The organism is Aminicella lysinilytica, from assembly GCF_004362975.1.
GTDB lineage: Bacteria > Bacillota > Clostridia > Peptostreptococcales > Anaerovoracaceae > Aminicella > Aminicella lysinilytica.
On sequence record NZ_SNXO01000043.1, the window covers coordinates 1 to 15173 of the forward strand.

Sequence of the window (15173 nt, forward strand, 5' to 3'; positions counted from 1 at the left end):
GATATATACATGGTCCAGGCCATGCGCATCATTCAGCATCGGAAACCACCTCCAACACCATCTTCAACAAATCTCTTGGTGTAGACTCGTTGATAGCAATGCGTACGCCTGCTACATCAAGCTCCACCTGTGCATTGAAGTCAACGTGTGTTTCAGCCGTAATTGATTTAGCTTCGTCCTTCGGTGGAGTCAGCTCAGCAAATGCAGTAGGATTGTTATCTATGGCTGACTTTCTGATTTTACTAAGCCAGTAGTAATATGCATCTCTCGATAGGCCTCGCTCAGAACAATATTCATTGATAGTCAGCCCAGACGATACCCTATCTTTGATGATAGCTGCCCACTGAGCCATACGTACATTTTGTTTCGCAAGTTGAGTGTCCATTGTTGCCTCCTTCGTTCACCAGCTCGTGAAAACTGGGTTCACAGTTTTTGCTAGTAACATTATCTCAAACTCAAGCAACTTTGAACAGGTACATGTGGTTTACCACTTACGTCTATGAGACCTCACGGGATAAGCTCGCCAATCTTTCCTCGTCTACCTGCCTAATTTACTTACGGAAGTTACGATTGCCTTTTGGACTTCACTACTCTTAGTCAGTTTATCCCTTCTGCAAGCCTTAATATTAGGTTTCTGTTCGTCAGGCTACGATTTCGCTATTGCTTCTTCTCTCCCACACCTCACGATGTGAAACTTGCAAATCGCTTTTGGGGTTCGTCGGCAACTACGCCCCACATGGACTTTCACCACAGATTGACGGCATGCCCGTCATACTAAAAAAGAGCTGTTGCACAAAGCATCAGCCCTTTTATGATTAAGATTTATTTTTAGCAAATTAAATTTCAGATATTTTACTTCTGTCCATGTCTTCTGGCTGTGTAAAGTCCATATCTTCGTATTTGACCCATTTACTACCCTTCACCTTTTTGTATACAAAGAACATAACTATTGATATAGGGATAATACCATAGCATGTTATGAAATCAAACCAATTAAATGCCTGGAATACCCACCAATTTGCGCCAAAGCATACAAGCACACAAACGATTATGCAAAACCACGACCCAAACGGGTAGAAAGGAGATTTGTATTCTAATTCATCTAAAGAATGTCCTTGTATTATCCAACCTTTTCTGAATCTGTAATGTGATACACTAATAGTTAACCAGTTATATACTCCAGCGATTCCGCAGAGATAATACGCTGCGGTATATGCAACGCCATCACCTATTAGTGATGCAACAAAAGCAAACATGGCGATAAATGCTGTTAGCAAAACCGCCCTAACAGGCACACCACGGCTAGATATCTTAGCGAAAAATTTAGGTGCATCACCTTTCTCTGCCATTCCCTGCATTGTTCTAGAAGCCGCATACATAGAGGAATTCCCGCAAGATAATACCGATGTTAGTATTACAGCGTTCATTAACGACGCTGCTGCTGCCAATCCCGCATTTCTAAAAATAATCGTGAACGGTGCTGCTGCAACATTTGATTCTGAGGCATCAAGTAATGAAGGCTCAGTAAATGGAATCAATGTTGCCACGATGAAAATTGTGCCTAGATAGAATATCAGCAATCTCCAAAAAACGCTCTTTATTGCCTTGGGAACATCTTTACTAGGGTTCTCTGATTCAGCAGCGGTCAGTCCTACTAGTTCCGTGTTAGAGAAAGAGAAGGCCGCTACCATGAATATGCCCACAATGCCACCTATTCCATTTAAGAATGGTGCTTTCTGACCATTGCCAGCATCTAATGTCCAATTGTGGAATCCTGCCTCTTCTCCAGCGTTCATGATGCCAACAATCATAAGGACTCCTACTATTAGAAAGATTACAGTAACAACAACTTTGATTCCTGCGAACCAGTATTCAGCCTCACCAAAGCCTTTTACAGAGAATAGATTCAGAGCTAGCAGAATTGCCAAGAACAATACTGCCCACAATGTCGAACTAGATCCCGGAAACCAATATTTGATAATAATTGCTCCGGCAATAAGTTCTGCCGCTACTGTCATTGAACTTCCAAACCAATACGACCATCCATTAGTGAAACCCCACGCAGTATCCACAAATCTATTTGCATAAGCTGTAAATGCGCTTGGTATAGGAAGCCTTGTAGCCATTTCACCCAATGCAGTCATCATAAAGTAGACTACTATGCCCATAATAGCATAGGCAACCATTGCTCCTCCAGGTCCAGCGTCTCTGATTGTTCCACCCATTGCCAAAAATAAACCTGTACCGATGGAGCCGCCTATGGCTATCATTGTTAGATGCCGGCCTTTAAGTCCTCTTTTAAGGTCATTTGTCTGAGTTTCAGTACTCATAAATTTCTCCTCTCTTACTAACCAGTAGAATATAACTAGAGTTTACCAAGGATTTCCACTTGCATATGTGCATAATCCTCAAAGTACCTTTTGATTTTATCAATGCTATCATCAGATGGGGCCTCAAATGTTTCTTGAAGCCCTCCTATATGTTGTTCTTTAGATACTCCAAGATTATGATATGGTAGTAAAGTAACCCTCTTAATATGATTAGCCCTATAAAAATCCGCTGTCAAACTTATGATTTCATCAGTATCATTAACGTGACTTATCAAAGGCATCCTCATCTGTAATTTTTCTCTAAGTCCCATATTTCTCGCAATTATTTTAAGATTTTCAAGAATTATCTTATTATCATTGCCTGTAAGTTGGAGATGTTTCTTCGAATCGATACATTTCATGTCATAAAGGATATCGGTAACATTAGACATTCTAGCCATTTCTTCCAGTAAATCGCCATCTCCATATCCTGATGTATCAAGACAAACATCTATCCCTCTTTTGGCTGATTCCAAAATCAGTTCTTTTGAAAAAGCTGGTTGAGCTAGCATTTCACCCCCACTAATTGTTAGTCCACCGCCAGTATTCGTGTAAAAAGCTTTATCTTGTTGAACTTGTTCTAATACTTCCTGAACTGACATCTCTTTTGCAACAAGCTGTAATGCATTCGCATAGCAATTTTTGACGCACAGCATACACTTATTGCACAATTCTCTATTAATGTCCACTTGTTCTTCTTTATTGACAAAAATAGCCTTTTCAGGACATTGTTCAATGCAAACCCCACACTTAATGCAATTGTTTGGCATCTGAATGATCTCCTGATCAAAATTGATAAGTTCAGGATTGTGGCACCACTGACAGTTCAAAGGACATCCCTTAATAAATACTGTCGTTCTAATACCCGGCCCATCCTCAGTCGAAAATTTCTGTATTCCGCCTATTAAAGCTTTTATAGGTCTATTTGCCATCTCGATTCCTCAATATAATTTGTTTATGCCTGTTTAAAATGAGTAGTTCTATAAATAATCGTATCCTGAGCACTCTTATCCAATTCGGTGAAGTAGGCCATGTATCCTGCCACTCTCACCATAAGTCCTTTATAATTTTCAGGATTTATTTGAGCTTTTTTCAATGTTTCGTCGTCAACAACATTAATTTGAATGTGCTCTCCTCCAAATTTAAAATATGTCTTTATAATACCCTCAATGCTTCTTAGTCCCTTTTCTCCTGCAACTCCTTTAGGATCAAATCTTAAATTGAATAGTGCCCCATCATGAAAATCTTCCTGCCTCATTGAAGCAACCGATTTTACAGTAGCTGTAGGTCCGCTTATATCTCTTCCCATCATTGGAGATGCATTATCACAAAAGGCTTCTCCAGAAAGCCTTCCATCAGGCGTAGCACCAGTTACTGCGCCATGAGATACATTTACCGTCTGTGAATGTACATTGAAAGAGTAGTGCCCTCCTCTTGCATCTGGCCACTGTTGAACATTATCAGCAATGAAATGCATCATTTCTCGATATACGCTATCTACATGTTCACTATCATTGCCAAATTTCTCAGGTTTGTTAAGGAGTAACTGCCTCATTCTCTCCTCACCGTTAAAATTATTATCCAAAGCATTGATCAACTGATCCATAGTCATGTCTTTATCTTCATAAACACATTTTTCAATAGCAACAATTGAGTCAGCCATATTGGCTGCTCCAGTAACAAACAAACCAGCAGTAGAGTATTTTGCACCACCTTCCTGCACGGATTTGCCACTCTCAACGCACCCTTTGGTAACCATTGAAGCAAAGATTACTGGGTATTTAATCATATGCACGCTTTGCATAATATTATAACCTTCAGCTATGAGTTTATAATGATGAAGTATCTGTTTCTTTAGTGCCTCTTTAAATTCATTAATGTCTTTAAAGTTTCTAGGATCTCCAGTTTGAAGCCCCATTAACTTACCTGTTGCCGGATCTATTCCATTATGAAGAACAAATTCTATCATTTTACCCATATTCACATACCCAGCATCAGGAGAGCCGTCTGTAGAACCGCCTCCTGGGCCTGGCTGTATGCATCCCACTATGGTCCAGTCTCTTGCTTCTTCAATAGTACAACCTTTTCCGAGCGTCATTTTCATAGCAGCATTATCATTGAAAAATCCAGGATTAGCCTGCCCATCTTGAATCATCCTACACCCCTTCTGAATCAATTTCTCAGGCGTTCCATCCCACACTCTTACTGCCATCACGGGCTGTGTTGTTTTCAGTTGATTAGCAGCCTCCAAGCACATATATGAAAGGTCATTAGTTGCGTCTTTTCCCTCTGGTGTCTGCCCGCCAACTACAAGTATTTCCCACATAGGATACCCTGCAAAAGATGTTGCGTACCATTTATCTCTGAATTCATATACCTCGCATGCCTTTAAATATAAGCACTCAAGCATTTCAAGAGCTTCATCCTCAGTAATTATTTTGTCTTTTATTACATCCTTCTCGTAATAAGGCCACATATACTGATCGAATCTACCAAATCCATTAGCTGTTGTACAAACTTCAATGTGGAAATATACATGAACAAACCATACTAGTTGCAAAGCCTGTTGAAAAGTATTTGGAGGATTTTCAGGGACAATTCTACAGTTTTCAGCAATGGTCATCAGTTCCCTTTTTCTTTTCACATCCGTACACTCTCTTGCCTGTTTATCGGCTTCATCTGCCATTCTATGAGCATATTTAATCAAACCTTCACACTGAATAATGCATGCTTTCCAAAAGTTCATGCATTCCCTTGACTCACGTGATGTTCCCTTTACATTTTTGATGTTTTCTTGACACTCTTCAATATATCCTTTAATGCCAATTTTAAGTAATTTATCATGGTCACATGTTGTCTCACCAGAAACACCATTCCTCAAACCTACAGTAATGATATCATCCTGAATACATTCTTCAGTATGCTTTGGGAGTAAAGTCTTTGATGCATCTTCCATTGATTTTCCTTCCCAATAAGGTAGCGTATTAAGAATGATTTCTCTATCTTCAGCAGAAAGATCGTAGGGATCCTTAGTCCTTACAGGGAAATCGTCTATATCACTAACATACCATGAACTTGACTGAAATTCAGGGTGTAAATTAGCACCTCTGTACTTGTTAGTAGCAGTACCTACAATAAGTTCATCATCCATAATTAGTGTAGTCATATTTTCCATTATGTATTTTATAACTTCGGCTCGGAAAATGGGCGTAGCATCCCCTGCAAATCTTTTGTATGCTTCTGTTTGAAGAACAAGCCTCTCAGATGTTACACAAGGTCTCGTATCCCAAAGTTTATTCCTCATTTTTTGAATTCGCTGATTTAGCATAAATACACCTCCTCTTATATTTAGAATCTAGTAATATGCAGAAATGGTTTTATTAATTATCTTACTGCTTTTCTTCATGTTATAATTTTATCAAGTCAGACTCAATAACTTTTAAGCTATATTATTTGATTTATTTGCTGTATCAATGCAAAATAATAGCCTGACATTTTATGATTTGTTATAATATAAAAAAAGGTTAATAGGAGTAAACACAGATGAAAAAAACACGCAACGCTTTCATAGCTTTAGGAATAATGATTGCTTTAATCCCAACTTTTTTGTTATATGCGCAGCACATTTATTTAGGAGCATCACTAAGTATAATAACATCATGTGTATGTATTCTATGTTTTCTTGTATCTGACATAATTCAACTAGTAGAGTGCAAAAGACTAGGCAATCCTTTCTTCGGTCCATTAATCATTGGTATAGGTTTCCTTATTCTCTTATTCTACATAATTTTTATCTTTCAATAAGTAATCGAGGTATTCTAGTTTTCCTCTCACCGAAATACCACAGGCAAATTTAATTATTATAATAGAGGTCACTATGTTTGCTCTAATGTAGTGACCTCCTTACATGAAATGAGCCTTTATGGGTCTATATCGCAATAAGTCTATCCTACTGCTTCAACAATAGACTGGACAGTAAGTTTAATAGAATTGTCAATTGCCTCCTTAGTGTCATAGCCAATATGTGGAGTAGCGATTACATTAGACAGTGAAGCTAATCTATAATCAGATGCTGCTGGTGGTTCATCATAGTAAACATCCACTGCAGCTCCACCCAATTTATCATTCACTAGTGCTTGAAATAGATCATTAGGATCCACTAGTTCTGCTCTAGCTACATTTACAAATAGTGACCCCGGCTTCATTACATCGAACATATTCTTTCCGATCCCATACTTGTTTTCATCAGTAACTTTCATATGTAGCGTTACTATATCTGACTTCCTAAATATTTCATCCATAGTAACATATGGCACCCCTTCACTTTTCAACAACTCATTTTCGAATATATCGCAAGCGATTACTCTTGCGCCTAATGCGCTGTACTTTTCTGCCACTAGTTGTCCTATGTTACCTGTGCCAATAACCCCCACAGTAGAACCCGCAATTTCTCCGCCTTGCAAACCTTCTATAGACCATTCCTTATTCTTAACACGTCGATTGGCTATTGGTATTTTACGATTCAACGCCAGTGCCATTGACAACGCAAACTCGGCAACTGCATTACTGCCATAGCCTTCTATCCCCAAAACTTTTATCCCTTTGGATTTAGCATAATCCATATCCACAAAATTGTTGACTCCAGTTCCAATAAATTGCAAAATCTTCAATTTCTCCAACCTGTCAATCATTTCATGACTAAACTGCATCATCCCAAATGCTATAATATCTGCATCTTTTCCTCTATCTACCACTTCGAACTTATCCTTTGGTATTCCATCATATAAGTCAACATCCCCAATAGAATAGAGTGGTTCTAAAAGCTCGGGACGGCTTATAAATGATTTTGAGTCGATAATACATATTTTCATTCTATTCTCCTAACTAACTTTCATATTAGCTTCAATCTCTTCTTGCGTCGGTTTATCCTTCAATATCAATGATCCTCCTATGATTACAGTTGTTGAAGCAATTAATCCAATAAATACGGGATCCCCTAGGAGAACATTATAGCCAACTGTTAAGTACAGTACCGCTGGTACTACTGCGCCTACGATGATACTTGCCGTCGCTGCTATTTTAGATGTTTTTGTTTTAAAATAAAGTGAAGCAAATAGTACAGGTACCAATGCCGCACCAACTATCGAAAATACCATAGCTAAATAACTAAGCAGACTTGTAATGAACAATGCCACTATAATCCCGGCTATTCCCATAGCTACTGTAAGATATGGCAATGCTTTGGCTATTGTTGAATCCTTGAGATCCGGTTTAACAATCCTTCCAATATCATACATAATATGTGTAGTGGACAAAATTAAGAACGAATCAAACGACGACATAATAGCCGCTATAAGACCAGCCATCGTAATTCCTTTAATTACTGGCGGATAATACTTCATGATAAATGCAGGAAGTACTGAATCCGCAACATCGATGTTTGGCATCAACACATATATAGCGCCACCAATTATAAGCATTGCGATTCCAAAATAAATTGCAATAACTCCTGATGTTATAAACGATACTTTGGAAGTATGATCGTCCTTCGCCGATAATACCCTTTGTGGCATGGTTGGATCTCCCGGGCAAGCCAAGAAATACGACAGCATAAATCCAAGACTTGCTGATGAGAATCCATTTACCAAAGGATTTGTCAGTGAACTCCCAGCATTGGTATATGCAGTTGTAATTGTCTCAAGGCCACCGTCTATCATGTGAATACCAACAATCGGCCCTATAATAAATACTCCTAGTATCATTATCGCAAGCTGGGCCACATCGGTCCATACTACTGCATAAAAGCCGCCCATGGCCGTATACGTAATAGCAATCAATGCTGCAATTGCTGTAGCTAATGGAATTGATAATGTGATATGATCTCCAAAAACATATATGATTATTGTCCTCAATCCTGCAATATTGATTGCAACCAGACAAACTGCGTACAAAACTACAACTATCGCCGCTGCTAATCTTGAATGAACACCAAATGATTTGGATACTATTTCAGCTAAACTTCTAGCATTTGTTTCACGTATTGCTTTGCTCATAAAGCCCAAAGTAATAAGGCCAATTGCGAATCCTGCATAAACCCATAAGGTAGTTCCTGTAGCTCCGTATGAATACACATTACCAGCCGCTCCCATTGTCATGCCAGAGCCTACCATTGTGGCCAAAATAGTACCTACCAGCGCGAACTTATTAAAACGTCTACCTCCTAAAATAAAGTCGTCCATGTTATTAATGCGACCTTTTGCTATAAACCCTATACCCAGCATGGCTGCCATATACAGCGCTAATATTATATAATCAATAACTCCCATTTCTGTTCTCCTTTCACAGATCGATCAGAATCCCGGATTATGACTTTCAATGTCATTATACCAGGAAACTATGTTTATTTGAATATATCCATCTTTTCAAGTCTATCAAATGCTTCTTTTAATATATCCACACTTACTGTACAGGCTATTCTAACGAATCCTTCACCAGCCGGACCAAACCCACTGCCAGGCAAAACTAGAATATGTGCTTCATCTAATATTTTCTCCCAGATATCCATGGAACTAATACCAGTTTCGCGGATGTCCACAAAAATGTAAAAAGTCCCTTCAGGCTGATTACATCTGATATTATTCATATCTGCAACTCGTCCGCATACATACTTTGCCCTCTTATAATATTCATCATAGATACCCTTTTGAATAGCTTTTCTATTGTGGATTGCACAGATACCAAGCCTCTGAGCCATGGAATTGATTGTAAAAGTAACAGCCTCATTGACCCTTCTCATGGTTTCTATAAGCTCTTTGCGGGCAATAACATGTCCCAACCGAAGCCCCGTCATAGAATAATCTTTTGAATAACTATATACTGTGATAACTCGATCCGGATGAGATTCGTAAGCGCAAATAGGTTTCTTATTATCCGTATAATTCAATGCTCCATAAATGTCATCCGCAATGACTAAGAAATCATATTTTTCTGCAAGCATAAGTATCGACTTAATATCCTCGCTACTATACACTTTTCCGCTGGGGTTACATGGTGAATTTATAATTATAGCTTTGGTCCTACTGCTTATATATTTCTCCAGTTCTTCAACTTCAACATCGAAATTATTTTCAGGTCGTGTGTTGTAAACAATAAGTTTACCATGTGGTAATTCAACCTGTGGCTTATAATAAATATAATATGGGGCAATTGCTATAACTTCATCTCCATCATCTAATAGTGCCTCCATAGTAAGATATAAGGCATGTGTTCCGCCAGCAGTAATAATTATTTCTTCATCATTGAACTCAAATCCATAATCCTCTTTATACTGCTCTATAGTTGCACTTCGTAAATCTTCATCTCCCAAAAACTCTGTGTAAGTTGTATATCCGGCCAATGCCTCTTTATACATATAATCAATACATTCGCGATCAGCGGGGTAGTCTGGTGCACCGATTGAAAGGTCTATGACATCATCATACCGCTTAACCATCTCATTTGTTTTGGAAAGAGCTGCTTCTTCAAATTCCCAGTGTCTTTTTGCTATATATGGATTTTTAATCATTTTTACCACCTCTGTCTTATTGAATTAAAATCTTAGTGACAAACAGGACAAGCCGCCGTCTAACTTTCTATACTCTGAGGTATCTACAACCAGAACCTTATATCCAAGTGATTTAACAGTTTCTAAAACCGTTGGATATCCTTCCGGCACAATTACGGTTCCATTAACCCAGATGCAATTTGCTGCGTAAGCCTCATTCTCAGGGATTTCATATTTGTTGTATTTTTCAAAACCTTCCTTATTAACGAATTCGCCAGAAACCAGCATGTTGTTATCCTCTAGATAATTAACCCCAGTCTTTAAGTGTAGCACCTCTTCCAGTTTTACTTCCGAACATGTCATTCCATACTTAGCTAGTATCTCTGTAAGTTGTTTGATTCCCTCCTCGTTAGTTCTAGCTGATCTACCCACATAGAAATGATCTCCAGCCATCATTACGTCTCCACCTTCCAATGTTCCAGGGTCGTGAATATACTCGATCTTGTCTGCAGGGAAGAATTCTCTGACTGCCCCGATTATCTCGTTCTTCTCACCATTTCTAGTCTTGGCACCAGGATTTGTGATAATAGCACAAGCCTTAGTGATTAGTGCTGGATCTTCAACAAAACATGAATCCGGGTATCTCTCATCTGCAGGCAATATGGTTATATCAACGTCACATCTGCTCAATGCGGAAATATAATCATCATGCTCTCTCATAGCTAACTCATAATCTGGCTTTCCCAATTCAGGCGCAGAAGTGATTCCTTCTACCATGGCTCTGCATGGTCGACGTACAATAACATGGCTAAACTTTTTCATAATATTTTCCTCCGATTTATCAGTAATATCCTTTGCAGTTATTAATAGCAGTAATTGTGCCAACTCATTCTTGAATTGCAACATATTAGTCTTTACAAGGGTTTTAGCGATTTCACCATGAATAAAAATCTGCAATCCGCTTAAATTGACAGAAAGTTATTAATATATAGAAAACTTTTTATCGCAAAAACGATAAAAATTTTTCGTTTTGCTTTACAAAATTTCACCTTCGGGTTAGAATGAAAAGACACTTTGAAAGGAAGGTTAATTATGTTTAGTGGATATCTAGAGCAAATGAGTAGCATATACGACAACATGGATTCTGTGTTGATTATTAATGAAAAAGGATACGTTGAGTATGCAGCTTTTATTAACGAGGATAAGGAAACAATCGAGAATATCGGTTATACAGGAAAGCATTTGTTTGAAGTCTATCCCAACATGACGCCCGAAACGAGTTCCGTCTTCCAAGTCATGAAAACTGGCGAACCTATAATTGAAGAGATGCAAACTCAACTTGACTACACCGGTAATGTCAAAACTTTTTCTTGTAGCACATATCCAATTGGATTAGGTGACAAAATAATCGGTGCTATAAGCGGAGCTGTGTATTTGGATAAAGAAGGGAAACCGAGCAATACCACTATTCACCGTCGTAAGGAATTCAACACAAAAAGAGACCATCTATATAGGATAGATGACATAATTACCGAAGACGAGCAGATGGATCGTCTCAAAGAGCGGATACTTAGGATAGCCGCTGGTGATTCTCCTGTAATGATAATAGGCGATACGGGTACCGGAAAGGAACTGGTTGCCCAATCGGTCCACAGCCACAGCCATAGGGTGGGCGGGCCATTTATTTCACAAAACTGTTCCGCCATACCTATAGGATTGCTTGAGAGCACTCTATTCGGCACTTCTAAGGGTGCGTATACCGGCGCTGAAGACCGCAAAGGTTTGTTCGAACTTGCTGATGGTGGTTCCCTTTTTTTGGATGAACTAAACTCAATGGAGATTGGGCTTCAAGGTAAAATATTAAAGGCCATAGAGGATCAACAGATCCGTCGTGTAGGGGACGAAAAGATTCGCAAGATTAATGTACGAATTATCTCTGCGCTAAATCATGATCCAAAAACCCTCATTGAAGAAGGACTTATGCGAAGTGACCTATACTATCGGCTTGGAGTCGTACAGTTACGACTCCCAAATCTAATAGAGCGAAAATCAGATATCCCTGTTTTAATAAACTATTTTATTAAATCATATAACAGAACGACTGGAAGGCATATCAGCGGATATAGTGACTTAGCCCTTGCAGTTATGTTAAATCATACATGGCCCGGAAATATTCGTGAACTACGCAACGCTGTCGAATATGGGTTCAATATATCTGCGGACGATATCTTAACTATCAGTGACATCCCTGATAATGTCATATATGATAGCGAAAATCAGAGCTTTATACCGCAAACTGAGTTTGACGATGCCAATCTTCATTATGAGCAATTACTTACATCTGGGCATAGTCTAACCGAGCTAGTCGAATCGTATGAAGAACAGATTATTAGATACATTATTAATAACAGTAAAAATACTACTGAAGCAGCTAGTAAATTAGGAATCAGCCGGCCTACTTTGCGTTATAAGCTCTCTAAATATGAAATAGAGTAATGATTATTTAATTTGTGACACCATATGGTGTTACAGCAGCGCATGGAGGAAAAGGAATGTTAAAATTGGTGATAGGGGATGCAGACATTTTCTTGGACTGCTTATGCCGCCAATCCAAGAGAAAGTATGCCATAACTCGTGGTATCACACCCAATTAAAAAGGTCGTAGTGCGTATCCGCATTTCGAAACGGCTCCCAGTCATCAGGCTCAAGTTTGACCAGAAAGAAGATATACCAATAATCAATAAATACGGGAAGGTGTTTGTCTTCCAAGTGTTCGATTACAAACTCTGACACTCAAGGTACACTCTCTCATATTTCTTCACACTCTCCTCACTTCAATGCTATAATTTTATTAAATAAGGTAATGTCCGCACCCCCGCTCAAAAATACATTCATTTGTGCTCCGGTACACTTAACTCTTTTTTCCGAGCACATTTCTTTGTATATTTTCATGGCCACAATTTCTGTAGCCTGAATTTCATATTTCATTAGCCACCATCCTTAAGTCGTTAGGTATATAATAAACTGTGCACTGGCAAAAGCCAAACTTATGTTCTTTTTTAACCAAAAAGAAACTGGCTTTGGTATAATTTTCGACCAAGCCAGCATCTGCGTTTTTCATATTCAAATCGTTCTATATCGACATATGCATCAAGGCTTTTTCAAGCATCTTCTTATACTCTTCCACCACCGGTCCCGGTGATATTAACTTCATCTTTCCGGCAAACTGAAATACCCAACTATAAAACGTCTGACTAGTACATACATATGCTTTTGTTCTAAACGTATCAGCCGTTATCTTCCAAGTTACGACATCTTCTCCGAACTGATCGATAACAGATTTCATGAGATCATTATGGCATTCCAAAATCACCTCTTGCTTCTCACCTGTGAACATATTGAAGACCTGCTGCGCAAAGTCATCGATATTGAAGCTGGCGGGTGCCAAAACTGCCCTTTCATCCGATATTTCCAAGCCGTTTATTCTATCCACGCGGAAAACATTTATATCTTCACGCTTATCATAGTATCCAACCATGTAATAATGATTATCATCCCAGATCAAGGCATAGGGGCTGACTACATACAGTTCGCCGTCGTGACGAAGCACTTTCACTTTTTCTGCTGTGTAATCAGAATACTGAAACTGAACCTTTTTCTCTTCGTTTATGCTGTCGGTAATACAATCCACTATATAATATATGCCGGCATTGGCAGATTTAAGGCGCTCTGCGGTATAGATGTGACGCACTAACTTCTCGGCGTCATATTTGCTCGCAAATCCCGAAAGCTTCCGGATCAATATATCGCTCTTTTCCCTCGTAATAAATCGTGAGGAAGAAACCGCATCAATCAAAAGTTTGAGCTCCGTGTATGTGCTAATCTAAAAATGGTCCATTAAAGCAAGAAATCCAGTTGAAAAACGGTCCACTTCATTTATCAAATATCCGAAATGAGGTATACTCATCTCGGAGGTGAAAAGGAGTGTTAATATTAATGGACAAGTATACGATCATCAACATGAAGCGTAACGGCGTTTCAAGCAGATCCATTGCCAGACAAACTGGTATGAATCGTAAAACGGTAGATAAGTATTGGAACGATTACATCGAGAATCAACGCTTGCTGGAGCAGGAGGATGACCCAGAACTTATCAAAAAATTGCAGGAAGAAGTATCATCAGAACCAAAGTATGATATATCGAATCGGGTACCAAGAAAATACACAGATGAGCTGGACGGCTTTGTTGACAGCGTTCTTGATGAAGAAGCCGAAAAGAACAGACTGCTCGGCAATCATAAGCAACATCTGACATGCGTTCAGATACACGAACTTGCAATATCTGCCGGCTATGATATAGGACGTTCGACATTGTCTGATTACATCAGAATAAAAAAGAACAAACGGAGAGAGGCATATATACGTCAGGAATATGAACTTGGTGACAGGCTGGAATATGATTTCGGCGAGGTCAAACTTGTCATAGGCGGTATTGCAGGTACATATCACATGGCAGTACTGGCATCGCCCGCAGCAAACTTCAGATGGGCATATCTGTATACGAATCAGAAGAAAGATGTATTCCTGGATTCCCATGTAAGGTATTTCGAAATGATAGGTGGAGTATATCGCGAAGTAGTTTATGACAATATGAAGAATGTAGTCACCAGATTCATAGGTAGAAACGAGAAAGAACTGAACGATGATCTGATAAAACTTTCGTTGTACTATGGCTTTGAGATCAATGTTACCAACTGCTTCAGCGGTAACGAGAAGGGCTATGTGGAATCCAGCGTAAAGAAGTTACGCAACGCTATTTTTTCCAAGAAATACAAATTCGACGACCTGGAAAGCGCACAGGCATATATGCTTGATAGATTGCAGGAGATAAACAAAGCCGAATCCTGTATCGAGGATGAGAAGAAGTGTCTGCTTCCATACAAGCCGCCTTATGAACTCGGGAAGTTGACTAAACAGAAAGTCAGCAAATACAGTCTCATACAGGTGGAGGACAATTTCTACTCTGTGCCTGACCATCTGGTCGATGAATGGGTAAAAGTAAAAACTTATCAGAGCGAGATAATGGTGTACAGCAAGTCAAGGATGGTAGCCAGGCATAAAAAAATAGATGGCTCTCAACAGATGCAGATCGACATATATCACTACCTCGATACACTGAAGAAAAAGCCCGGAGCCTTAAAGAATTCCAAAGCCCTTAAAAGCAGAGCCGAACTTAAAACCATCTATGATACATATTTTAC

At 39.0% G+C, this 15173-nt stretch carries 12 protein-coding genes; 2 read left to right on the top strand and 10 right to left on the bottom strand.

Features of this window, described 5'->3' with window-relative positions; all coding sequences use genetic code 11:
- Positions 1-28 precede the first annotated feature (28 nt).
- The 8 genes from tnpA to EV211_RS09310 form a co-directional block, all read right to left on the bottom strand.
- Entirely contained in the window at positions 29-385 is a 357-nt protein-coding gene (tnpA, locus tag EV211_RS09275; RefSeq protein ID WP_133529158.1) for an IS66 family insertion sequence element accessory protein TnpA, read from the bottom strand.
- A gap of 451 nt (positions 386-836) precedes the next feature.
- Positions 837-2330: an amino acid permease gene (locus EV211_RS09280; protein WP_133529159.1), complete on the bottom strand. Its 1494-nt coding sequence runs from the start codon at positions 2328-2330 to the stop codon at positions 837-839.
- 35 nt (positions 2331-2365) lie between these two features.
- Complete coding sequence (locus EV211_RS09285; RefSeq protein ID WP_133529160.1) at positions 2366-3301, bottom strand: glycyl-radical enzyme activating protein; 936 nt, start codon at positions 3299-3301, stop codon at positions 2366-2368.
- Positions 3302-3324: 23 nt separating this feature from the next.
- Positions 3325-5697, bottom strand: a complete 2373-nt coding sequence (locus EV211_RS09290) for a glycyl radical protein (RefSeq protein ID WP_133529161.1) — start codon at positions 5695-5697, stop codon at positions 3325-3327.
- 616 nt (positions 5698-6313) lie between these two features.
- Positions 6314-7240: a 2-hydroxyacid dehydrogenase gene (locus EV211_RS09295; protein ID WP_133529162.1), complete on the bottom strand. Its 927-nt coding sequence runs from the start codon at positions 7238-7240 to the stop codon at positions 6314-6316.
- Between the two features lie 9 nt (positions 7241-7249).
- Entirely contained in the window at positions 7250-8695 is a 1446-nt protein-coding gene (locus tag EV211_RS09300) for a sodium:solute symporter family protein (RefSeq protein ID WP_133529163.1), read from the bottom strand.
- 74 nt (positions 8696-8769) lie between these two features.
- Positions 8770-9933, bottom strand: coding sequence for an aminotransferase class I/II-fold pyridoxal phosphate-dependent enzyme (locus EV211_RS09305; protein ID WP_133529164.1), 1164 nt, complete (start codon positions 9931-9933; stop codon positions 8770-8772).
- Positions 9934-9957: 24 nt separating this feature from the next.
- A complete protein-coding gene (locus EV211_RS09310; RefSeq protein ID WP_133529165.1) occupies positions 9958-10734 on the bottom strand; it encodes a dimethylarginine dimethylaminohydrolase family protein in 777 nt (258 codons plus the stop codon).
- Between the two features lie 270 nt (positions 10735-11004).
- Between EV211_RS09310 and EV211_RS09315 the strand changes: the two genes are divergently transcribed.
- Positions 11005-12408 (top strand): sigma-54 interaction domain-containing protein, encoded by a 1404-nt coding sequence (locus EV211_RS09315; RefSeq protein ID WP_133529166.1) that lies wholly within the window; start codon positions 11005-11007, stop codon positions 12406-12408.
- Between the two features lie 333 nt (positions 12409-12741).
- Here EV211_RS09315 and EV211_RS10770 read toward each other — a convergent pair whose 3' ends face one another.
- A complete protein-coding gene (locus tag EV211_RS10770; RefSeq protein WP_166635429.1) occupies positions 12742-12900 on the bottom strand; it encodes a hypothetical protein in 159 nt (52 codons plus the stop codon).
- Between the two features lie 145 nt (positions 12901-13045).
- On the bottom strand, positions 13046-13714 hold the full coding sequence (locus EV211_RS09320; protein ID WP_166635430.1) for a helix-turn-helix transcriptional regulator: 669 nt from the start codon (positions 13712-13714) through the stop codon (positions 13046-13048).
- 194 nt (positions 13715-13908) lie between these two features.
- Here EV211_RS09320 and istA point away from each other — a divergent pair.
- On the top strand, positions 13909-15173 hold a 1265-nt coding region (istA, locus tag EV211_RS09325), incomplete at its 3' end, for an IS21 family transposase (RefSeq protein WP_133529168.1).

Coding starts and splice junctions, on each gene's coding strand:
- EV211_RS09315 (WP_133529166.1), top strand. CDS start 11,005: ATGTTTAGTGGATATCTAGAGCAAATGAGTAGCATATACGACAACATG.
- EV211_RS09280 (WP_133529159.1), bottom strand. CDS start 2,330: ATGAGTACTGAAACTCAGACAAATGACCTTAAAAGAGGACTTAAAGGC.
- EV211_RS09310 (WP_133529165.1), bottom strand. CDS start 10,734: ATGAAAAAGTTTAGCCATGTTATTGTACGTCGACCATGCAGAGCCATG.
- EV211_RS09290 (WP_133529161.1), bottom strand. CDS start 5,697: ATGCTAAATCAGCGAATTCAAAAAATGAGGAATAAACTTTGGGATACG.
- EV211_RS09285 (WP_133529160.1), bottom strand. CDS start 3,301: ATGGCAAATAGACCTATAAAAGCTTTAATAGGCGGAATACAGAAATTT.
- EV211_RS09305 (WP_133529164.1), bottom strand. CDS start 9,933: ATGATTAAAAATCCATATATAGCAAAAAGACACTGGGAATTTGAAGAA.
- EV211_RS09300 (WP_133529163.1), bottom strand. CDS start 8,695: ATGGGAGTTATTGATTATATAATATTAGCGCTGTATATGGCAGCCATG.
- tnpA (WP_133529158.1), bottom strand. CDS start 385: ATGGACACTCAACTTGCGAAACAAAATGTACGTATGGCTCAGTGGGCA.
- EV211_RS10770 (WP_166635429.1), bottom strand. CDS start 12,900: ATGAAATATGAAATTCAGGCTACAGAAATTGTGGCCATGAAAATATAC.
- EV211_RS09295 (WP_133529162.1), bottom strand. CDS start 7,240: ATGAAAATATGTATTATCGACTCAAAATCATTTATAAGCCGTCCCGAG.